Origin of the sequence: Streptomyces sp. NPDC058221 (genome assembly GCF_042882365.1) — a bacterium.
Taxonomy (GTDB): Bacteria; Actinomycetota; Actinomycetes; order Streptomycetales; family Streptomycetaceae; genus Streptomyces.
On the sequence record NZ_JBHVWF010000010.1, the window covers coordinates 1 to 20199 of the forward strand.

20 protein-coding genes are annotated in these 20199 nt (G+C 71.2%); 10 read left to right on the forward strand and 10 right to left on the reverse strand.

The features are described 5' to 3' along the window. Positions 1-50 precede the first annotated feature (50 nt). From ACFVW8_RS05520 to ACFVW8_RS05530, 3 genes are all read right to left on the reverse strand, one after another. Positions 51-518, reverse strand: a complete 468-nt coding sequence (locus ACFVW8_RS05520) for a zinc-binding dehydrogenase (protein ID WP_389686305.1) — start codon at positions 516-518, stop codon at positions 51-53. A gap of 266 nt (positions 519-784) precedes the next feature. Next, the gene (locus tag ACFVW8_RS05525; RefSeq protein WP_389686307.1) at positions 785-1750 is read right to left on the reverse strand and encodes a hypothetical protein; all 966 of its coding nucleotides are present in this window, start codon (positions 1748-1750) and stop codon (positions 785-787) included. A gap of 120 nt (positions 1751-1870) precedes the next feature. Then, complete coding sequence (locus tag ACFVW8_RS05530; protein ID WP_389686309.1) at positions 1871-2179, reverse strand: hypothetical protein; 309 nt, start codon at positions 2177-2179, stop codon at positions 1871-1873. 149 nt (positions 2180-2328) lie between these two features. On the opposite strand from ACFVW8_RS05530, the gene ACFVW8_RS05535 reads away from it, so the two are divergent. Then, positions 2329-3231 (forward strand): oxygenase MpaB family protein, encoded by a 903-nt coding sequence (locus tag ACFVW8_RS05535; protein WP_389686311.1) that lies wholly within the window; start codon positions 2329-2331, stop codon positions 3229-3231. A 39-nt stretch (positions 3232-3270) separates the two neighbouring features. Here the strand turns inward: ACFVW8_RS05535 and ACFVW8_RS05540 are convergent, their stop codons facing one another. Beyond that, on the reverse strand, positions 3271-3870 hold the full coding sequence (locus tag ACFVW8_RS05540) for a class I SAM-dependent methyltransferase (protein ID WP_389686313.1): 600 nt from the start codon (positions 3868-3870) through the stop codon (positions 3271-3273). 159 nt (positions 3871-4029) lie between these two features. Between ACFVW8_RS05540 and ACFVW8_RS05545 the strand changes: the two genes are divergently transcribed. From ACFVW8_RS05545 to ACFVW8_RS05560, 4 genes are all read left to right on the forward strand, one after another. After that, the gene (locus ACFVW8_RS05545; RefSeq protein ID WP_389686315.1) at positions 4030-4884 is read left to right on the forward strand and encodes an MHYT domain-containing protein; all 855 of its coding nucleotides are present in this window, start codon (positions 4030-4032) and stop codon (positions 4882-4884) included. Positions 4885-4945: 61 nt separating this feature from the next. Continuing rightward, complete coding sequence (locus ACFVW8_RS05550) at positions 4946-7474, forward strand: nitrate- and nitrite sensing domain-containing protein (protein WP_389686317.1); 2529 nt, start codon at positions 4946-4948, stop codon at positions 7472-7474. After that, positions 7471-7908, forward strand: coding sequence for a roadblock/LC7 domain-containing protein (locus tag ACFVW8_RS05555; protein WP_389686319.1), 438 nt, complete (start codon positions 7471-7473; stop codon positions 7906-7908). Before ACFVW8_RS05550 ends, ACFVW8_RS05555 begins: the two co-directional genes overlap by 4 nt. Before the next feature lie 63 nt (positions 7909-7971). Next, the gene (locus ACFVW8_RS05560) at positions 7972-8364 is read left to right on the forward strand and encodes a DUF742 domain-containing protein (RefSeq protein ID WP_389686445.1); all 393 of its coding nucleotides are present in this window, start codon (positions 7972-7974) and stop codon (positions 8362-8364) included. A gap of 27 nt (positions 8365-8391) precedes the next feature. On the opposite strand, the gene ACFVW8_RS05565 is transcribed toward ACFVW8_RS05560, so the two are convergent. After that, positions 8392-8901, reverse strand: a complete 510-nt coding sequence (locus ACFVW8_RS05565) for a MarR family winged helix-turn-helix transcriptional regulator (RefSeq protein ID WP_389686321.1) — start codon at positions 8899-8901, stop codon at positions 8392-8394. A gap of 81 nt (positions 8902-8982) precedes the next feature. Here ACFVW8_RS05565 and ACFVW8_RS05570 point away from each other — a divergent pair, with 81 nt between their 5' ends. After that, positions 8983-11097 carry an MMPL family transporter gene (locus tag ACFVW8_RS05570; protein WP_389686323.1) on the forward strand — a complete coding sequence of 705 codons (2115 nt, stop codon included), beginning with the start codon at positions 8983-8985 and terminating at the stop codon, positions 11095-11097. An 81-nt stretch (positions 11098-11178) separates the two neighbouring features. Here ACFVW8_RS05570 and ACFVW8_RS05575 read toward each other — a convergent pair whose 3' ends face one another. Then, a complete protein-coding gene (locus ACFVW8_RS05575; protein ID WP_389686447.1) occupies positions 11179-11754 on the reverse strand; it encodes a TerD family protein in 576 nt (191 codons plus the stop codon). 148 nt (positions 11755-11902) lie between these two features. Further along, complete coding sequence (tatA, locus tag ACFVW8_RS05580) at positions 11903-12085, reverse strand: Sec-independent protein translocase subunit TatA (protein ID WP_389686449.1); 183 nt, start codon at positions 12083-12085, stop codon at positions 11903-11905. Between the two features lie 194 nt (positions 12086-12279). On the opposite strand from tatA, the gene ACFVW8_RS05585 reads away from it, so the two are divergent. After that, positions 12280-13770: an LCP family protein gene (locus ACFVW8_RS05585; protein WP_389686325.1), complete on the forward strand. Its 1491-nt coding sequence runs from the start codon at positions 12280-12282 to the stop codon at positions 13768-13770. A gap of 16 nt (positions 13771-13786) precedes the next feature. Here the strand turns inward: ACFVW8_RS05585 and ACFVW8_RS05590 are convergent, their stop codons facing one another. The 3 genes from ACFVW8_RS05590 to ACFVW8_RS05600 are packed head-to-tail and all read right to left on the reverse strand — an operon-like array spanning position 13787 to position 17392. Beyond that, positions 13787-14317: a GNAT family N-acetyltransferase gene (locus ACFVW8_RS05590; RefSeq protein WP_389686327.1), complete on the reverse strand. Its 531-nt coding sequence runs from the start codon at positions 14315-14317 to the stop codon at positions 13787-13789. Further along, positions 14314-17043, reverse strand: a complete 2730-nt coding sequence (mgtA, locus tag ACFVW8_RS05595) for a magnesium-translocating P-type ATPase (protein ID WP_389686329.1) — start codon at positions 17041-17043, stop codon at positions 14314-14316. The genes ACFVW8_RS05590 and mgtA overlap by 4 nt, the downstream gene beginning before the upstream one ends. Continuing rightward, positions 17027-17392 carry an ArsR/SmtB family transcription factor gene (locus ACFVW8_RS05600; RefSeq protein ID WP_389686331.1) on the reverse strand — a complete coding sequence of 122 codons (366 nt, stop codon included), beginning with the start codon at positions 17390-17392 and terminating at the stop codon, positions 17027-17029. The genes mgtA and ACFVW8_RS05600 overlap by 17 nt, the downstream gene beginning before the upstream one ends. Before the next feature lie 325 nt (positions 17393-17717). Between ACFVW8_RS05600 and ACFVW8_RS05605 the strand changes: the two genes are divergently transcribed. From ACFVW8_RS05605 to ACFVW8_RS05615, 3 genes are all read left to right on the forward strand, one after another. Continuing rightward, complete coding sequence (locus ACFVW8_RS05605; protein ID WP_389686333.1) at positions 17718-18362, forward strand: ATP/GTP-binding protein; 645 nt, start codon at positions 17718-17720, stop codon at positions 18360-18362. A gap of 119 nt (positions 18363-18481) precedes the next feature. Beyond that, positions 18482-18895, forward strand: a complete 414-nt coding sequence (locus tag ACFVW8_RS05610) for a roadblock/LC7 domain-containing protein (RefSeq protein WP_389686335.1) — start codon at positions 18482-18484, stop codon at positions 18893-18895. A 122-nt stretch (positions 18896-19017) separates the two neighbouring features. Beyond that, entirely contained in the window at positions 19018-20181 is a 1164-nt protein-coding gene (locus ACFVW8_RS05615) for a DUF6397 family protein (protein WP_389686337.1), read from the forward strand. The last annotated feature ends 18 nt before the right edge of the window (positions 20182-20199 follow it).

The following is a 20199-nucleotide window of genomic DNA, read 5'->3' on the forward strand; positions in this document are numbered from 1 at the left end:
GGTCCCATCCGGGCCCGGGCCCCGCCGGCCTTTCCGGTGCCGGGCCGGCGTCAGCGGCCCGGCCGCAGCAGCGGGGTGCTGCGGTCCTCCCCGATCAGGGCCCGGCGCTCCGGACCGGTGACGCCGAGCCCCGGCTTGGGTGCCAGTGACAGCACCCCGAGCTTTGCGCTGTGCCGGTGGCGCTGCACCAGCCGCGCGGCCTCCGGGGCCTCGTCGGGTGTGTACGTCGCGGACAGTGCCGGCCGGATGTGGCCCAGACCCAGCAGCCGGCCCACCGCCGCCTGCTCCTGCAGATTGGCCCCGTGACTGCCGACCACCCGCTTCAGTCGCATCCACAGATACCGGTTGTCGAACTCGTGCCGGTAGCCGGTGCTCGAACCACAGGTGACCACGGTCCCGCCGCGTCTGACCACGAACACCGACAATCCGAACGTTGCCCGGCCGACATGCTCGAAGACGCTGTGCGGGTCCTCGCCCACCGCGGCCCGGATCAGCCGCCCCAGCCTCTTGCCCACCACCGCGGGATCCGCGGGTGGCTCGCTGCCGGTCAGGCCCGATCTCCGACCGGTCGATGACCGCGTGACAGCCCAGCGCCGTCGCCTGCCGCGCCTTCTCCTCGCTGCTGACCACTCCCACGGCGATCCCTCCGCCGTTGCGGACGAACTGTGTCGCGTAAGCGCCCAGACCGCCCGCCGCCCCCAGATCAGCACCACGTCGCCCTGTGTCATCCGGGCCCTGCGGTCACTGACGAGACGGCCTGGCCAACGACCGGAGTGCGCCGGGCTCAGGAGGGCCGAACCGCCAGCGCGTCCAGGGCTTCCAGCAGACCGGGCAGTTCCGTGCCGCGTCCCACCGTCAGTATCTCCCCCGGTATCTCGTCCAGCAGCAGGAAGGCGATGTCGTCGGTCCTGGCCACCATGGACCAGCCGGGTCCGTCGGCACGGATCATCCTGGCGTCCCCGGAGGCGAAGGAGGAACGGACCCGCCCGGGCGGTGGCGGATTCTCGACATAGGCGTGCGCCTCGGTGAGAGCCCGCCGGACACCGGGGTGCGTACCGGAGGGGGCGTCGTCCGCGGCGGCACCGTCGCCCGCCGCGCTGTCCTCGTCCTTCTTGGCCTGCTCCGACTCGGGAGCCTCCTCGGTGCCGGTGCCGGCACCGGAAGCAACGTCCGCACCGGCACCACCCTCCGCACCGGCCCCGCCCGCGTCGGTACCGTTCCCACCGTCCGCCGGTGCGAAGGCGGTCTCGTCGTCGATCTGTTCGCGCCATACCGCCCACTGCAAGGCGATTGCGTCGGCGCCGAGGCGGCGCTGGGCCGGACCCCACACATCGGTGCCGGGCGGCGCCAGCGCCACCAGTTCCTCGCCGTCCGCCCCTGGGTCCGGCGCCGGGTCGTGCGGGGCCGCCACTCCTGGGGCGCTGACTGCCACGGCGAGCGGCCAGCCGGGCAGTGCACAGACCACCGTGCGGTCGTCGGGCGACAGGTCGTACTCCATGCCGCAGTCCCAGGACGCGATGGCCACGGCCACCAGAGACACGTCATCGACGACGACGGTCCACCTGGCCCCGTCGCCGTCCTGGCCCATCACCAGACCGTAGCCGTCGGCGTACGGTTCGAGGCCGAGCGCCGTACACGCCGCCGGGTAGTCGTCGCCGAGAACGCTCGGGAACTGCGCAGGGGTCAGCAGGACCGCAGTCAGCACATACAGTGCGTCGTCGTCGGCGACTGTGTTGTCCGTCCCGGTCACTGCACCCTCCTCATCATCCGTCATGGTTTTCCGTCGGCGCACCTTAACCAGTGGGTAACCCGCTCGTCGAGGCCCTGACGAGGCAGAACACCAGGATCCGGTGCGCCGTGGACCTTTCGTTCACTCGTCGGCCAGGCCGAGCAGTGTGCGGGCCACCCCTTCAGGTGATTCGCCGCGCTCACGGGCGAGGGCGAGGACCGCCCGCTGGGCCAGTTCTCCGACGCCGAAGGAGAGCGCCTCCGGAGACACCCATCCGCTCGCCTCGTCCATCCGGTCCTGGTCGTCCTCCACCGATGCCGCGACGAACGTGGCCGCCGCGTCGAACAGGTTGTGCTGCCGCCGCTCCGGGGCCGTCGTGGGAGACCCGGGCCGGACGCCCTTGCGGCCGGGGGTCACGGCTCTGCGGAGTATGCCGAACATGTCGGTCATGGGGACCGCCCTTCCTTCAATGTGTGCGTGCGGCACGGACGTCGTGAGCACGTGAGGGTACGTTGCTGTCCCTGTCGGGCATGCGTACTCACGGTCCTGCCCGCGGACATAGGGTTGGACACTCGACCTGTACAAGAGGGGGCGGTGCGGTGAAGCGTTTCGACCGGCTGAAGGAAATCCAACGCCTCGATCCGGAGCGCGACTTCCTGGAGATCTACCGCCGCACCGCCACGTACGAATTCCCCTGGGACATGACCCGCGCCCTCGAACTCGCCCTGTACCGGACCTACGCCGTGCCGAGTATCGGCCGGCTCCTGGCCGAAACAGCCGAGCTGACGGAGCGTTCGCAGAAGAGGTATGACGACACGGCACTGCTGCTGGACGCCGTGGTCGAGCACGGCTTCGACAGTGACCCGGGGCGCACGGCGATCCGCCGGATCAACGCGATGCACCGCAGCTACGAGATCAGCAACGACGACATGCGCTATGTGCTGTGCACCTTCGTCGTCACCCCGAAGCGGTGGCTCGACTCCTACGGCTGGCGCCGGCTGTCCGGGCACGAGCTGCGCGCCTGTGCCGCCTACTACCGGACCCTGGGCGCCCACATGGGCATCAAGGACCTGCCGCGGACGTACGAGGAGTTCGAACGGACCCTCGACGACTACGAGAACGAGCATTTCGGCTGGGACGAAGGAGCGCGCGCGGTATCGGACGCCACGCTGGCGCTGATGGCCTCGTGGTACCCGCGCCCCCTTGCACGGGTCGCACGCGGCGCGAGTCTCGCGCTCCTCGATGACTCGCTCCTGCGGGCCTTCCGTTACGAGCGTCCCGGTTCCGTGGCGCGGGGCCTCACCCGGGGTGCCCTGCGGCTGAGGGCTCGCGCGGTGCGTCTGCTGCCGCCCCGCCGTACCCCGCACTACGCCCGCCAGAATCCCGAGATCAAGGGGTACCCGGGTGGCTACGAGGTGGCGGCACTCGGCACCTGCCCCACACCCGGCACGAGCGGCTGCCCGGTCCGCCACCTCGGGCTCCCGGACGCTCCTGCCGAGTGAGAGGGCCGCGAGGCCCGGTGCGCGAGGCGGCGCGAGGTATCAGTCCGTCCGTTCGGCGAGGGTGAGGAAGCGGGCCGCCTCGTCGATGTACCTGTCCAGCCGCCAGCCCGAACGGTCCAGCAGCGGGCGGAGGTTGGCCTCCGCCCGCAGATCGTCGCCGGTGAGCGTGCGGCCGTGCCGCGCGGCCAGTGCCGCCCTGCCGATGGGATGGAAGAGCGCAAGCCGTCCGCCGGGCCGCACCACCCGGGCCAGTTCCGCCAGGTCAGGACCCGGCTGTGAGAGATGCGAGATCAGCCCGGCCGCGAACACCGCGTCGACAGCCCGCGCCCGCAGCGGCAGCCGGGCCGCGTCCGCCTGGATCAGCAGCCCACTGCGGTCACGGCCCGCGCGTACCGCCGAATCCAGCATGGCAGCGGTGAGATCGGCGCCCAGCACCGTGCCGCCGGGACCGACCGCCGCCCGCAGGGCGGGCAGCGCCCGTCCCGTACCGCATCCCGCGTCGAGCACGCAGTCGCCCGCGTGCAGTCCGAGGGCGGAGACGGCCGCGTCGAAGGCCGGACCGTCGTCGGGAAAGCGGGTGTCCCAGTCCGCGGCACGGGCGGTGAAGAACTCCTGGACATGTGTGTGGTCATCGGCCATGCGGACATGATCGCGCAAGGACGCCTCGAACGAAACGACATGGAGCAGGGTGCATGTTCGACCACGGCGCGATCGTTCGGGAACGTCTCTCTGTCATATTCCAGCAGCTTTCGAAGCGTGCCCGGGATGCGTCCTCACCGCGACTAGCGTCCCCGAGTCATGGGACACCTGGACCACGCCACCTTCGGCTGGCTGACACCTCTGCTGTCGTACGCGATGGCCTGCATCGGCTCCGCACTCGGCCTGAGCTGCACCGTGCGTGCGCTGGAGACGACCGGGCGCTCGCGCCGCAACTGGCTGATCACGGCCGCATCAGCCATCGGCTCGGGCATCTGGACCATGCATTTCGTCGCGATGCTCGGCTTCGGCGTGTACGGGACCGACATCCGCTACGACGCACCGCTGACCTTCCTCAGCCTGCTCGGCGCCATGGTGGTGGTCGGCGGAGGCGTCTTCGCCGTCGGCCACAGCCCCGACCGGACCGGAGCGCTGCTGGTCGGCGGTCTGGCCACGGGGCTCGGCGTCGCCAGCATGCACTACCTCGGCATGTCGGCTCTCCGGCTGCACGGAACCATCCACTACGACCCGCTGCGGGTCGTCCTCTCCGTCGTCATCGCGGTGATCGCCGCGACGGCGGCTCTGTGGGCGGCGCTCAACATCAAGTCCCCACGGGCCGTGGCACTTGCCTCGCTCGTGATGGGCGCGGCGGTCAGCAGCATGCACTACACCGGGATGCTCGCCGTGACAGTACGGGTGACGCCCTCGGGAAGCGCGCTCCACGGGGCCACCGCCATGCAGTTCATCTTCCCGCTCGCCGTCGGCCTCGGCTCGTACCTCTTTCTGACCTCGGCCTTCGTCGCCCTCTCGCCGACGGCCAGGGAACGCGCCGCCTACGTCTTCGCCGAGCGTGCGAGAACTGCGGAGCCCGCAGCCGCACCCGCCCGGCGGGGCCCGGACATCCGTGCACGTCGGGCCGTCCGCAGCCCGGACACCACACCCGCAGGCACTCCCTGACCCACGGTCCGGCCCGCCGAAGACAGCGTCACACCCAGCTCATATCCGGAACGAGGAGGCCATGCGCCCACCCCGCACGACCGACGCCCGGCCCGGCACCCCGCCGTCGCCCGCCCGAGGGCGCCGCGCGCACGCCGGACCGCCGGCCGACGAGAGCATCGGCCACGACGGGCCGCCGTCGGCCGCCGGTACGTCCGTGCCGCACGGACGCCGGACGCTGCGCCCCAGGACGGTCCGCGCGAAGATCATCTCGCTCCTCACGGTGCCGGTCGTCTCACTGCTCGCCCTGTGGGGATTCGCCACCGTGTCGACGGCCCAGGACGTGGCAGGACTGCGCCAGTTGCAGCGGGTCGACGAGGAGGTCAGGGCCCCGGTGGCGGCCGCGATCGCCGCTCTCCAGAACGAACGCGGAGCAGCCGTGCTGCGAGCGGCGGACCCGAGCAGGGCGCACACCGGCGCCCTGGAGAAGCAGGTCGGGCGCACTGACAGGACACTCGCGGCCCTGCGGCTCGACGGCGGCCACACCCTTGCCGACACGGGCAGCCTGCCGGGCGGCGTGGCCGGGCGCCTAGACCGTTTCCTGGGCCTCGCCGAGCACCTTCGCGCCGGAGCGGAGAAGGACGGCGGAAGCAACGGAGCAGCCGTGTACGAGCGGTACACGGAGACTCTCACCGCCGCGTTCGCGGTCTCAGGTGCCCTCACCGGCATCCAGGACGGCTCTCTCGGCTCCGACGCCCGCGTCCTGTTCGAACTCGCCCGTGCCGACGAGATGCTGGCCCGCGAGGACGCCCTGCTGACCGCGGCCGGACGCACCGGCACCCTGAAGGGCCGGCCGCTGCAGCTGTTCACCGGAGCGGTAGCCACCCGGCGCAGCCTCACCGAGACCGCGGGCGCCGATCTGCCCGCCGCCGAACGTGCCGCCTGGAGCGACTTCACCGCCCGGCCCGCCTACCGCTCGGTCCAGGCAGCCGAGGACAGGGTGCTCGCCGCCGCACCCGGCCAGGCGGCGGCCCGGGCCGTCCCCGCCGGTGACTGGCAGCGGGCCGCGGCCGGTGTGCGGAGCGAGCTGGGCAGCATCGGCGCCGGAGCCGGAGAACGCGCCGCCGACCGCGCCGACCCGCTCGCCCGTGGGCTGCTCAGCCCGTCCGGGGCCGCCGTGATCTTCGGCTGTGCGGCCGTCGCCGCCTCCCTCGTGATCTCCGTACGGATCGGGCGCGGGCTCGTCACCGAACTCGTCAGCCTTCGCAACGGTGCGCTGGAGATCGCCCGGCGCAAACTGCCCCTGGCGATGCAGCGGCTGCGCGCGGGCGAGGAGCTCGACATCGGCGCCGAGGCCCCGCCGGGCCCCGTCTGGCACGACGAGATCGGTCAGGTCGGCGAGGCTCTCGGCACCGTCCACCGGGCAGCCCTGGAAGCCGCCGTCGAACGGGCCGAACTCGCGGACGGGATCTCCGGTGTCTTCGTCAACCTCGCCCGCCGCAGCCAGGTGCTGGTCCACCGTCAGCTCAACCTCCTGGACAGCATGGAGCGCAGGGCCGACGACCCGGACGAGCTCAGTGACCTCTTCCGGCTCGACCACCTCACCACCCGGATGCGCAGGCACGCCGAGAGCCTGATCATTCTGTCGGGCGCCGCCCCCGGACGGGCCTGGCGCATGCCGGTGTCCCTGACCGACGTCGTACGGGCCGCGGTCTCCGAGGTCGAGGACTACACGAGGGTGGAGGTCCGCCGGCTGCCGGACGGTGCTGTGAAGGGCACGGCAGTCGCCGACCTCACCCATCTGCTCGCCGAACTGGTGGAGAACGCCGCGCAGTTCTCCCCGCCGCACACCAAGGTGCACATCACCGGCGAACCCGTCGGCAACGGCTACGCGCTGGAGATCGAGGACCGCGGACTGGGTATGGGCCCCGAGCTCCTCGGCGAGGCCAACCGGCGCATGGAGCAGGCCGAGGCGCTCGACCTCTTCGACAGCGACCGGCTCGGCCTGTTCGTCGTCGGCCGGCTCGCCGCGCGCCACCGGATCAAGGTGCGGTTGCGCACCTCGCCGTACGGCGGGACGACAGCCGTCGTCCTGCTGCCGACGGCTGTGCTGCAGGATGCGCTGCCGACGGCCGGTGCGCAGGGGGCACCGCGAAGCGCCTCGGCCGACCGCCGGGACGCGCAGGAAGGAACCCCTTTCGGCGCCGCCTCCGGGCCCCGTCCGGCACGGGCCGGGACCACGGCCTTTCCGGTGCCCGTCACCGTCCCCGCCCTGGAATCGTCCGCCGGCCCCGAGGCCGGGGTGACCGAGTTGCGGCAGCGCCCCCGTAAGGCAGACGTGCGGGGCGACGACGAGGCCCTGCCGCGCCGGGTGCGGCAGGCCAGTCTCGTTCCGCAGCTACGGGAGGTACCGAGGCCGGGGCCGCCCGCAACGGCAGGCCGGGCCGAAGATATATCCGCGGGCCGCACGCCCGAACAGGTCCGGGACCGGATGACCGCCTACCGGGCCGGCTGGGTGCGCGGCAGCGGCTCCTCCCGCACCGTGCCGGACACATCGGCGCCCCGCCAGGACACCGACCCCTGCCCGCCAACCGAAGGAGATCCCGCATGACCGCTCACGAGAGGACCGGGGTGCGTGGCCGTTCCGGCGAACTGGACTGGCTGCTGGACGATCTGGTGGCGCGCGCCGGCGAAGTGCGGCACGCGGTCGTGCTGTCCGGCGACGGGCTCGCGGTGGGGGCGTCCAGCACGCTGAGCCGCGAGGACGCCGAACACCTGGCCGCGGTCGCGTCCGGATTCCACAGCCTCGCGAAGGGCGCCGGACGGCACTTCCGGGCCGGAGACGTACGCCGGACGATGGTCGAGATGGACGAGGGGTTCCTGTTTGTCGCGGCCGCGGGGGAGGGGTCCTGCCTCGCCGTGTTCAGCACGTCGTCGGCCGATATCGGCCTGGTCGCCTACGAGATGGCCCGGCTCGTCAACCGGGTGGGTGAGCACCTGCGCACCCCTGCCCGGTTCGCCGGACACCCGTCGACAGCCGGCTGAGGGGGCTGGGACACCGTGTCCGCCACCGACGAGGGCCGGGAGTACGTCCAGGGTGCCCCCGGCCTGTACGAACTGTCCGGCAGCCAGTGGTACGACACCGACGCGGGCCCGCTCGTCCGCCCGTACGCCATGACCGGCGGCCGGACGGAACCGGGCTCAGGTGGCGCGCACTTCGACCTGATCGCGCTCGTCACTCCTGACGACACCGCGTCGGGCGGCTCGCAGGACGCGCTGCTCGGACCCGAACACCGGATCCTGCTGACTCTCTGCCGGAACGGGACCCAGTCGGTCGCGGAGCTCTCCGCCGACGCCGATCTGCCGGTCGGTGTCGTACGGGTGCTCCTCGGCGACCTGCTCGAATCCGGCTACGTGCGGGTCAGCCGGCCCGTGCCGCCTGCGGAGCTGCCCGACGAACGTGTCATCCGCGAGGTGATCACCGGCCTCCGTGCACTCTGAGCGCCGGGCACCTGGCGCGCCCCTCGCTCAGGCCTGCCGTCCGCTCCTGCGCAATTGGGCCAGCTCGTCGTTCATGGCGTCCAGGAAGCGGACGACAACGGCCAGTTCGGCCTCGTCGAACTGGCTCCGAGCCGTCTCGGTGCTGTCCGCCAGCGGCATGAAGAATTCTCGGGCCACCGCTTTCGCCGGGGCGGCGTAGTGCAGATGCACCACCCGGCGGTCACTGTTGTCCCGGACCCGCCGGATGTGCCCCGCGCGCTCCAGCCGGTCCAGACACGCCGTCACCGCCCCGGAGGTGAGGTCCAGCTGTTCCCGCAGTCTGCCCGGCGTCATGGCCGCGCCCGTTCCGGTGCGCTCGGCGTCGAGGATCGCGATGAGCGCCTGCACATCCGTGGGGTGCAGGCCCTGGGACTGTGCGAACTCATGGGTGATGCGATTGAACTCGCTGTTCATACGGCGCAGCAGTACAGCGAAGGACCGGAGCCCGGTGGGGCCGTCGTCCATGCCTCTGTCCGGGTCTCTGTCTGCGGTGCGCATGTCCCCAGAGTAATATCTCTCAGTCATTGAGATAATGAATGATTGAGAGAAAATGTTCGTGCGTCGACCTCCGAGGAAGCAATGAAGCCCGCACCGCGGCACCGCATCGTCCGCTGGCTGTTGCCCGTAGCACTGCTCGTCGTCTGGCTGGGCATCGGCGGGACGCTGGGCCCGTACGCCGGAAAGCTCGGCGAGGTGTCCACGAACGACCAGTCCGCGTTCCTGCCGCGCAGCGCCGAGTCGACGAAGGTGTCCGAAGCCCAGAAGGCGTTCCAGCGGTCCGGGACGGTACCCGCGATCGTCGTCTGGACCAGCAAGCACGGCGCGCTCCCGCCCGCCGCGCGGGCTGCGTCCGCCCGGGCACTCGCTTCCCTCGCCGGCGAGCCGGGAGTTGTCGGAAAACCGTCGCCCGCCCTCCCCTCCGAGGACGGCAAGGCGCTTTCCGGCGTCGTGCAACTGCGCTCCGACCTGGGGGACGCACTGCCGGGCACGCTCGATCGTGTACGGGCGGCAGCCGATTCGGTGCCGGGCACCACGGCCGGGATCGCCGGGCCGGCGGCCAGTCAGGCCGACCTGAAGGACGCCTTCGCGGGGATCGACGGGCTGCTGCTGGGCGTCGCACTCGCCGCCGTGCTCGTGATCCTGCTGCTCGTCTACCGAAGTCTGCTGCTGCCGTTCCTGATCATCATCAGCTCCGTCCTCGCGCTCGCCCTTGCCTGCGCGATCGTCTACGTCCTCGCGGACCACGACGTCGTGCGCGTCGACGGGCAGGTCCAGGGCATCCTGTCCATCCTGGTGATCGGCGCGGCCACCGACTACGCGCTGCTGCTCACCGCACGCTTCCGCGAGGAGCTCGCCCGGCACGGCGACCGCACCGCCGCGGCGACCGCCGCGCTGCGCCGCTCCTTCGGCGCCATCACCGCGAGCGCCGCGACCGTCGCCCTCGCTCTGCTGGCTCTGCTGCTGAGCGATCTGACGAACAACCGGGCGCTCGGCCCGGTGGGGGCCATCGGCATCGTCTGCGCGGTGCTGAGCACGCTGACCTTCCTGCCGGCGGTGCTGGTCCTGTGCGGCCGGGCCGCCTACTGGCCGGCGAAGCCGCGTCCGGCCGACGAGGCTTCGGGTGGCCACGGCATCTGGCGCCGGGTCGCGGCGCGCGTGGACCGCACCCCGCGCAGGGTCTGGATGTGCACCCTCCTCGTCCTCATCGCCTGCGCCGCGTTCGCACCCACCCTCACATCGCGGGGCGTACCGCTGGACGAGATCTTCGTGAACGACGCACCGTCCGTCTCCGCGCAGTCCACTTTGGGCAGGCACTTCCCGGGTGGTTCGGGCAACCCCGCCGTCGTCGTCGCGGACGCCGCCCGTGCCGGCGAGGTGACCGCCGCGGCCGAGGGGACGCGGGGTGTGGCATCCGCGGCACCCGTCACGGCTTCCGGACGGCCGGGCGGCGGCGCACCCGTCGTGGTGGACGGCCGTGTGCGCATCGACGCGACGCTGAAGGACGCCGCCGACAGCGATGCCGCCAAGGCCACGGTCCAGCGCCTGCGCGCCGCCGTGCACGCGGTTCCGGGTGCCGACGCGCTGGTCGGCGGTTACACGGCGCAGCAGTACGACACCCAGCAGACGGCCGAACGGGACCGGGGCATCATCGTGCCGGTGGTGCTCGTGATCATCCTGGTGATCCTGATGGGCCTGCTGCGGTCCGTGCTGATCCCGGTCCTGCTGGTGGCGACCGTGGGCCTCAACTTCCTCGCGACCCTGGGCATCTCGGCGCTGGTGTTCAAGCACGCCTTCGGGTTCAGCGGTACGGATGCCTCGGTTCCGCTGTACGGATTCGTCTTCCTGGTGGCCCTGGGGGTCGACTACAACATCTTCCTGATGTCACGTGTCCGGGAGGAGGCCCTGGTGCACGGGGCCCGGCAGGGCGTACTGCGGGGTCTGGTCAGCACGGGTGGAGTGATCACCTCGGCCGGGGTGGTGCTGGCCGCCACGTTCGCCGCGCTGATCGTCATTCCCCTGGCCTTCCTCGCGCAGATCGCCTTCATCGTGGCCTTCGGAGTGCTCCTGGACACTCTGGTGGTGCGTTCACTGCTTGCTCCCGCACTGGTGGTGGACATCGGGCCGAAGGCCTGGTGGCCGGGTGCGATCAGCCGTGAGGGCGCGAAGGTGCCGGAAGCGGCCGGGGGCCGGTGAAACGGGACGGGCCCCGGTCCGCACCCGTACGACGGGGTGCGGACCGGGACCCGCGCGTGCCCGGTTCACCGAACCGAGCGGTCAGACGTTGACGCCGTAGTCGGACGCGATGCCCGCCAGGCCGGAGGCGTACCCCTGGCCGACCGCGCGGAACTTCCACTCCGCGCCGTGCCGGTAGAGCTCGCCGAACACCATGGCCGTTTCGGTCGACGCGTCCTCGCTCAGGTCGTAGCGGGCGAGCTCAACCCCGTTGGCCCGGTTCACGACGCGGATGAACGCGTTGCGCACCTGGCCGAAACTCTGCCCCCGGCTCTGCGCGTCATGGATGGAGACCGGGAAGACGATCTTCGCGACATCCGCCGGGACGCCCGACAGGTCCACGTTGATGGACTCGTCGTCGCCCTCGCCCTCGCCGGTCAGATTGTCTCCGGTGTGCTGGACGGAACCGTCCGGGCTGTTCAGGTTGTTGTAGAAGACGAAGTGGAGGTCGGAGACGACCTTGCCGCTCTCCGAGCACAGCAGCGCGCTGGCGTCGAGGTCGTGATCGGCGCCCGTCGTCGTCCGTACGTCCCAGCCCAGGCCGACCGTCACCGCGGTCAGGCCGGGTGCCTCCTTCGACAAGGAGACGTTGCCGCCCTTGGCCAGGGTCACACCCATGTACTTCCTCCAATGATCCAGTGATCCGTTGATCAGCACTTCTTCGGCCGTCACCGTGTAGAACGACGGCCCTTCCCCTGCGGTTCCCTGATTGCGCAAGCCGTGAAGTGGCGAGACGGCAGGAACCTTCCGCCGTGTCCCCCCACTCTCACTTGGGGGGAGCCTCCTGAGGGAGAGTCTCTTCCTTCATGGCCTTCGTCTCACTCTTCAGGATCCGCATGGATTTGCCCAGGGCGCGGGCGGTGTCCGGCAATTTCTTCGAGCCGAACAGCACCAGCACGACGATCGCGACGATCAGCAGGTGCCAGGGTTCGAGGCCGTTGCGCAGCATGCGCTTCACGCCCTTTCTTCGGGTGTCTTCCGGTCAATGTTTCCGGCAGGCGTTTGTGGACAGTGGATCGGACCGACGATGGACGGGCCCGGTGATCCATCCGGACACCAACACTTGCTACATTGCGCAACTGTACAACCATGCGGGTGCGGTGCGGTTCCGCCTCCATGGAAGCCGGACGAACGGGGTGGCCAATGACAGGCAGTCACAAGGGGGCAGCGGCAGGAGGGCGGAGGAGCCGTCTGCGACGGACGGCCCTTTTCGGGCTCTCCTTCCTCGTGCTGCTGGTCGCCGGAGTCGGCTGGGGGTACCTCAAACTGACCGGCAGCATCGACACGTTCAGTGCCGACGGTGTGTCCGGGGACCGGCCGCCCGACACGTCCGAAGGGCAGAACGTCCTCGTCATCGGTTCGGACTCACGATCGGGCGCCAACAGCGGGCTCGGCGGTGGCACGGGCGAGGTCGGGCGCTCCGACACCGCGTTCCTGCTCCACGTCTACGCCGACCACAAGCACGCCGTCGCCGTGTCCGTCCCCCGCGACACACTGGTCGACATCCCGGCCTGCAAGGAGCCCGACGGCAACTGGACAGCCCCGCAGCACAACGTCATCTTCAACGGGGCGTTCTCGGTGGGGGAGACGGCCGAGGGCAATCCCGCCTGCACCCAGAACACGGTCGAGCACCTCACCGGTCTGCGTGTCGACCACACCATCGTGGTCGACTTCGCCGGCTTCTCCGCGCTGACCTCGGCCGTCGGCGGCGTGCCCGTCTGCCTGCCGCAGGACATCTACCAGCGCGATCTCAACCCCAAGCGGGCCACCAAGGGATCCCGGGTCTTCGCCAAGGGGCCGCAGTCGGTCTCGGGACAGCGGGCCCTCGACTACGTACGGATCCGGCACGGCATCGGCGACGGCTCCGACATAGGACGCATCAAACGCCAGCAGGCCTTCGTCGGCTCCCTCGTGAAGAAGGTCAAGTCCCGCGGTCTGAACCCCACCACGCTGCTTCCGCTCGCCAACGCCGCGACCGACGCGATGACCGTGGACCCGGGTCTCGGATCGGCCGACCGGCTGCTGTCGTTCGCCATGTCGATGAAGAACATCGACCTGCACAACACGAAGTTCATCACCGTGCCCTGGCGCTACGAGGGCGCCCGGGTCGCGATCGTGGAGCCGGACGCCGACGCGCTGTGGGCGTCCCTGAAGGCCGACCGCACACTCGACGGCCAGAACGCCGCAGGCAAGGCGGACAGCAACGGATCGGCCGCGCCCAAGGGCAGGGTGTCGGCCTCTCCCACCGCTGCGGTCTCCGGCGCGGGCATCGACGTGGCCGTCTACAACGGCACCACGGTGACGGGACTCGCCGCGGACGCGGCACGGACCCTGCGCTCACACGGCTTCACCGTCACCGGCACGGCCACCGCGAACTCCCAGGACCAGAAGGGGACCCTCGTCACCTACGGGCCGGGCCTGCGCGACAAGGCGGCGACCACGGCCCGGCTCTTCCCGGGAGCACGGTCCACGGAGTCGGCCGAGGCCGGAATCCAGGTGATCGTCGGCAGTGACTACGCCGACAACCCCTCGGCCGCTCCGGCGGAACCGACGCCCGACGCCGTACCCTCCGACGTTGCCGACGAGGCCCGCTCGGCCGACGACGACCCGTGCAGCGACCTCTCGTACGGCTGAGCCGGCAACGGAGAGTTCAGGCCGGCGCCCCGGCCGTCCGCAGCTGCAACGAGGGATTGGCGGGTGGGGCGAACCCGAACGACTCGTAGAGACCGGCCCCGTCCCCTGTGGCGTTGAGATTGACCACCGTCACGCGTGTCTCCAGCTCGAACCAGGTCAGCAGCGCGTCGAGGCAGGCGCGGGCATGTCCGAGGCGGCGCCGCCTCGGATCGGCGCTCACGTTGGACACGTGCCCGTGGAGCCCGCTCGGGTTGGCCGGACTCGGCGCATGCGCGTCGCAGGCCCCGACCGCGCACGCCACCACGCCAAGGCAGGGGTCCTCGACCAGGAACGCGGCGAACTCGTCGGCCCGCGGCATCCGCTCGGTGAACCACTGCGCCGAGGCGGCCCGCCATGGGGCGTGCTCGTCACCGGTGTCCATCCCCATGGCGGACAGCATCAGCGCACGCAACCGCACCAGCGCCGGAACGTCGTCGAGGGTGGCCCGGCGCACCCGCACCGGCCCGCTCCGAGCCGCCTCCTCGTGGTCGGTGCTCGCCGTGTTCATGAGAGTCCCCGTTTCCGGTCGTAGCGGTTGCGCGCCGCTGCGAGGCCGCAGGCGTACAGCGCGAGGACGCTGGCGAGCAACAGGTAGTAGAGCGGCGGCAGCGCGCTCATCCCCAGCGGCGGGCCCAGCGGGGTGAGCGGCAGCAGCACCCCGACGACCGCCAGTCCGGCCGCCGCCGCCCGCAGAGGTCCTCCAGTACGGCCCTCCGCGGTCCGCCGGCCGGTACGCAGAAGCAGCATCACCAGGGCCTGGGTGAGGAGGTTCTCGGTGAACCACCCGGAGTGGAAGGCCGCCTGGCCGTCCGCCCGGGAATCGTGCAGCGCAAGGGCGAGCACGGCGAAGGTCGCCAGGTCGGCTGCGGCGTTCAGCAGCCCGAATCCGGTGATGAAGCGCAGGAAGTCCCGCGGGCGCAGCACCGTCGGCCTTATCAGTACCGAGGACGCGGGACGGTCGAAGGCGAACGCGAGCTGCACCGCGTCGAAACAGAGGTTCTGGACCAGGACCTGTGCCGGAAGCATCGGCAGGAACGGCAGCAGGAGACCCGCGGCCAGCATCGCGATCACGTTTCCGAGATTCGACGACAGCGTGATGCGCAGATACGTGGCGATGTTGCCGCTGCTGCGCCGGCCCGCGGTGATCGCGTGGTCGATGGCACCGAGATCCTTCTCGGCGAGGACGACGTCCGCGGTCTCCCGCGCCACGTCGACCGCGTTGCGCGGGCAGATGCCCACATCCGCGGCGTGCAGGGCCGGCAGGTCGTTGACACCGTCGCCGAGGAACCCGGTGGTGTGCCCGGAGGCGCGAAGCGCGGCGACGATCCGGGCCTTGTGCCCGGGAGTGCAGCGTGCGAACACCGTGGCCCGGTCGGCCACGCGGGCCAGCTCAGCCTCGGGCAGCGCGTCGACCTCATCGGCGGTGACGACCTGCCCCGGATCCAGCCCGAGGTCCCGGCAGGCGCGGGCCGCCGTGCCCGGGTGGTCCCCGGTGAGGACCTTCACGGCGACACCCCGGCGTGCCAGTACGTCCAGCGCGTCGGCGGCGCTCGGCGTCAACGCGTCACGCAGGGCCACGAAGCCGAGAAAGGCCAGACCGTGTTCGTCCGCCGGCGCGTACGTACCGAGCCGGGCCGGCCGCTCGGTACGGGCCACGGCGAGCAGTCGCAGCCCTCCGGCGGCCTCGCGCTCCGCCACGCCCTCCAGCCGCTCCCGCTCCTCCGGGGCCAGCACGCACCGCTCCAGAACGGCCTCCACCGCCCCCTTGGTGACCAGCACATGGGTGCCGAACCCGCCGGGAAGCCGGACAACGGCAGTGGAGAGGCGCCGTACAGGGTCGAAAGGCAGCGCCGCCACCGCGTCGTACGCCCCGACAGCGGTCCGAGCTGTCCCGCTGCCGGCGCCGGGCAGCGGGATCTCCTGCCCCTCCCAGCCGCCCAGCACCGCCTCGTCCAGGGCGTCGGGCGCGGGCAGGTCGGCGAGCTGAAGCGTCCACAGCGCATTCACGGCCGCCCAGTGCAGCACCTGTGGATCGGGATTCCCGGCCGCGTCGAGCGAGCGGTCCACGACCGGCCGGTCCTGGGTGAGGGTGCCCGTCTTGTCGAGGCAGAGCACATCGATCGCGCCCAGGTCGTGCAGTGCGGGCAGCCGTTTGACGATCACCCCGCTGGTACGCGCGAGCTGGGACGCGCCCCGGGCCAGCGCCGTGGTGACGATGACCGGCAGCATCTCGGGCGTCAGCCCCACCGCCACCGCGACGGCGAACGGCAGGGTCTCCAGTCCCCGCCCGCGCAGCGCGGCGTTGGCCATCAGGACCAGCGGCGGCGTGAGCAGCATGAACCGGATCAGGGTCCAGGAAATCCCCTGCACCGACCGGTCGAACGCGCTCGCACCCCGTCGGTGCGCCGACCGGTCGTACGCGGCGGCGAACCGGGTGTCCCCGCCGGTCGCGACCACCACCGCCGTGCCGCTGCCGGACGCCACACTGCTGCCCTGGAAACACAGCTGGCGCTGGGCGAACAACCCCGCCCCGCCGTCGGACACGCTGCGCAGGCGGGCCGTGCCGCCCGGCGGCGGTCCGGCGTCGACAGGATGCTTTCCGACGGGCGCGGACTCCCCGGTGAGGGCGGACTGGTGCACGGTGAGGCCACTCGCACGCAGCAGCTGCACGTCGGCGGGTACGAGGTCGCCCGGACCGATCCTGATCACGTCACCGGGCACCAGCTCGTCGACCGGGACGTCGCGGGCCTCCGGGACGGCGGCGGGGCCGATTCGGCGCAGCACCGTCGCGGTCGTCGCCACCAGCTCGCGCAGCGCGGCCGTCGCCCGGTCGGCCCGGTGCTCCTCCGCGGACCGCAGCACACAGCTGACGACCACGAGCACCAGCGTCACGGACGCCGTGCCCCACGCGTTCACCGCGGCGGAGACCAGCCCGAGGCAGAGCAGTACGGAGGTGAAGGGATCCCGCAGGGTGCGCAGGAAGCGCAGCGGCCAGGGGACCGGACGCCAGGCGGGCAGGATGTTCTCCCCGAACCGGGTGAGCCGCTCCTCCGCCTCCGTCTCCAGCAGCCCCCTCGGCCCGCTGTCCAGTGAACGCAGGACCTGCAGCGAGGTCGGCGCGGCGGGCGGCTGCGCGGTGGTTCCGGGGCCGGCCGTGGTTCCGGGCAGCGGCACGACAACGGCCGGTCGGTCGCCGTTCCCTGCCGCGGCAGCGTTCTCAGGCACCGAGCTCATGAAGCCGTACGGGTTGAGCGGCCGGGTACCCGGCCCGCTCCGAGAGCTGGCCGACCATGAGCCGCACGACCGTCACCACATCGGGATCGTCGACCAGGTACACCTGGCGGCGGCCCTCGCGCCGGGAGCGGACGAGACCGGCCAGTTTCAGCTTCGTCAGATGCTGGCTCACCGACGGCAGCGTGCCGCCCACCCGCTCCGCGAGGCCCGTCACATCGCTCTCGCCCTGGGCCAGCGCCCACACGATGTGCAGCCGGGCGGGCGTAGCCAGCAGACCGAAGGCCGCAGCCGCCTGGGCCAGTACCTCCGCTGGCGGATCCTGGAAACCGCCGCCGGCACCTGTCGACACTCTTGTACTCCCGTCCGCGTGGGCCGACTCCTCGCACCCGAGGGGACCAGTGTAGGCGCCGGACGCAGAGCTTCCGGGGCCGAGCCGTCGCCGGCCAGGATCCATCGTAGAGCTGACAATCGCACCGGATTGTGGGCTGTTCCGGTCAATGGGCGGCTTGAAACAGTCACATCTCCACGATAGTGATCCCGGCACACGGGCGGAGTCCCTGTTTGCCATGCTGTCGCCGTACGCCTGCCGATGTTTCACTGAATCCGAGACTCCACAAGATCGCTCCGACCTGGGCATTCGACATCTTGGGACTCACTGGTGAGAGAAGCTACCGATGCCTTCCGAGCACGCTGACAGCACCAACGAGGAGATCACGGAGGCCACGGAGGGCGCCGGGGCGGACCCGCAGGCCGACGTCATGGCCCTCAAGATCCTGGTCGCCGGCGGGTTCGGGGTGGGCAAGACCACGCTGGTCGGCGCGGTGAGCGAGATCCGTCCGCTGCGGACGGAGGAACTCCTCAGCGAGGCCGGACAGTCCGTCGACAACACCGACGGTGTCGCGCGGAAGACGACGACGACCGTCGCCATGGACTTCGGGCGTATCACCATCAGGTCGGGACTCTCGCTGTACCTGTTCGGAACGCCGGGACAGGACCGGTTCTGGTTCCTCTGGGACGAGCTGTCCCAAGGCGCCCTCGGGGCAGTCGTCCTGGCCGACACCCGGCGCCTGGAGGACTGCTTCCCGGCCGTCGACTACTTCGAGCACCGGCGGATCCCCTTCGTCGTGGCGGTCAACTGCTTCGCGGGGGCGCGTTCGTACGGCGAACAGGAGGTCTCACGCGCCCTCGACCTCGACCCGGGAACTCCCGTGGTGCTGTGCGACGCCCGCGACCGGGAGTCCGGCAAGGAGGTCCTGATCCGCATGGTCGAGCACGCCGGCCGGATGCACACGGCCCGGCTCCTCGACTCGGTGAGCTGACAGGCATGTCCTGATTCCGCCCTGTCCGAACCGTGGAGGGGTGCTTGCCCGTACGTGACCGGTGCGCAAGGCTTACGCGTAAGTGGGGCACGGGGAACGCATGAGCGGGGAGGAACAGGATGGCGCTGGACAGGGGACTCGACTGGCTGCTTGACGATCTCACCAGCCGGGTGGAGCACATACGACACGCCCTGGTGCTGTCGAACGACGGTCTGGTGACCGGAGCGAGCACGGGGCTGGCGCGCGAGGACGCGGAACACCTGGCGGCGGTGTCGTCCGGGCTGCACAGCCTCGCCCGTGGGTCGGGGCGGCACTTCCGCGCCGGAAGGGCCCGCCAGACCATGGTGGAGTTCGACGAGGCGCTGCTCTTCGTGACGGCCGCCGGGGACGGCAGCTGCCTGTGTGTGCTGAGCGCGGCCGAGGCCGACGTGGGCCAGGTGGCATACGAGATGACGCTGCTGGTCAACAAGGTCGGCGAACATCTCGGCGTGGCGGCGCGGCAGGACGGAAGCGACGGAATCAACCGGATCTGAGAAGCACCTCGTTCAGCACTGCCGCCCCCGGCCCGGGAGTTATCCACAGGCCGGGCGGCAGTCGGTCTCCCCGGGCTACTGTGGTCACAGAGAGTATTCGAGTCTCACGGGGGAGAATCGTCATGCCGGTGACGGATGCGGTACGTACGGACGGGGCCCACACGGTCGCGGTGAGCCGGGCAGCTGCGGAACTTGTCTTGAAGCGAGGGGAGTTCGAGCTGGCCGTACACCTGGGGATTGTCCGGGTGGAGGCGCAGAGCGGCGGCGGGCGGCCCAGGGTCCGCCAGGAGGAGATCGATCGGCTCAGGTCGGAGGACGGCTTCCCGGAAACCCTGCGGGAGCGGGTGCGCACGGTGGGGACGGCGGAGGGTGCGCGGCTGCTCGGAATCAGCCCGGTCCGTTTCACCCGGCTGGCGCGGGCGGGATGTGTCACGCCGGTGGCGTTCTATCTCAATCGCTACCGGGCGGTGGTGTGGCTCTATCTCGCCCAGGAGCTGTGCGGGCTTGCCGCCCGCTCGCCCGAACTGCTGGTGGGCAGGAGCCCGGCCTGGATGCGCGGCAGGCTGGATTCCGGCACGGACTGCCGACCGCGCAACTGGCGCTCACGCCGGATCGAAAGGCTGCTGAGCCTCACCGGGGATCCGTGGGCACGGGTGGCCATCGCGGCTGAGGCGCTGGACCCGGCGCAGCTGGCTGAGGTGGTCGACGACCCGTACGAGCGCGCCTACTTCGCGAAGGTCCGGCCCGAACCGGTCTTCGGGCAACGGGGGTCGTCGGCCGCGCGGGAGGAGATGGGGCGCCTGATGCTCGCCGACGACCCGGACGAGATCCTCTGGCGGCGGGTCAATCTCGTCATGGAGCTGGACGTCGCCCGTACGCATCGCCAGGCCCCGCGCCCCGGTGACGAATGGTGGCCGGACGTCGAGAACCCCGGCCGGTCACCGGTGCCGGCCGAATTGACGGAGCGGACCGGACGGACCGGGCATCGCGGACGGGCCGAACTGACCGGACGGACAGAACGGCATGAACGGACCGAGCTGACCGAGCTGACCGGGCCGACCAGGCAGACCGAGCTGATGGAGCCGGCTGAATTGGCCGGAAGGGCGGATCCGGCCGATCCCGCGGCGTGGGCCGAGTCGGCCGAGGCGTCCGCACCGGCGGAGCCGGCCGGGAGCGCTGAACCGGCCGCGCAGGAAGGCGCCCTCGGTCTGCTGACCCGGCTTCGGCTGCGCAGGGGGCGCGGCGGGAGCCGCCGCCCTCGGGGGCGGGGCATCGGCAGGGCATAAAGGCTCGCGATCCCACGC

Excerpts from the sequence above, each read along its gene's own strand:
- ACFVW8_RS05610 (WP_389686335.1), top strand. The coding sequence starts at position 18,482 with ATGGCGCTGGACAGGGGACTCGACTGGCTGCTTGACGATCTCACCAGC.
- ACFVW8_RS05605 (WP_389686333.1), top strand. The coding sequence starts at position 17,718 with ATGCCTTCCGAGCACGCTGACAGCACCAACGAGGAGATCACGGAGGCC.
- ACFVW8_RS05540 (WP_389686313.1), bottom strand. The coding sequence starts at position 3,870 with ATGGCCGATGACCACACACATGTCCAGGAGTTCTTCACCGCCCGTGCC.
- ACFVW8_RS05545 (WP_389686315.1), top strand. The coding sequence starts at position 4,030 with ATGGGACACCTGGACCACGCCACCTTCGGCTGGCTGACACCTCTGCTG.
- ACFVW8_RS05550 (WP_389686317.1), top strand. The coding sequence starts at position 4,946 with ATGCGCCCACCCCGCACGACCGACGCCCGGCCCGGCACCCCGCCGTCG.
- ACFVW8_RS05585 (WP_389686325.1), top strand. The coding sequence starts at position 12,280 with ATGACAGGCAGTCACAAGGGGGCAGCGGCAGGAGGGCGGAGGAGCCGT.
- ACFVW8_RS05555 (WP_389686319.1), top strand. The coding sequence starts at position 7,471 with ATGACCGCTCACGAGAGGACCGGGGTGCGTGGCCGTTCCGGCGAACTG.
- ACFVW8_RS05575 (WP_389686447.1), bottom strand. The coding sequence starts at position 11,754 with ATGGGTGTGACCCTGGCCAAGGGCGGCAACGTCTCCTTGTCGAAGGAG.
- mgtA (WP_389686329.1), bottom strand. The coding sequence starts at position 17,043 with ATGAGCTCGGTGCCTGAGAACGCTGCCGCGGCAGGGAACGGCGACCGA.
- ACFVW8_RS05570 (WP_389686323.1), top strand. The coding sequence starts at position 8,983 with ATGAAGCCCGCACCGCGGCACCGCATCGTCCGCTGGCTGTTGCCCGTA.
- ACFVW8_RS05590 (WP_389686327.1), bottom strand. The coding sequence starts at position 14,317 with ATGAACACGGCGAGCACCGACCACGAGGAGGCGGCTCGGAGCGGGCCG.
- ACFVW8_RS05565 (WP_389686321.1), bottom strand. The coding sequence starts at position 8,901 with ATGCGCACCGCAGACAGAGACCCGGACAGAGGCATGGACGACGGCCCC.
- ACFVW8_RS05615 (WP_389686337.1), top strand. The coding sequence starts at position 19,018 with ATGCCGGTGACGGATGCGGTACGTACGGACGGGGCCCACACGGTCGCG.
- ACFVW8_RS05530 (WP_389686309.1), bottom strand. The coding sequence starts at position 2,179 with ATGACCGACATGTTCGGCATACTCCGCAGAGCCGTGACCCCCGGCCGC.
- tatA (WP_389686449.1), bottom strand. The coding sequence starts at position 12,085 with ATGCTGCGCAACGGCCTCGAACCCTGGCACCTGCTGATCGTCGCGATC.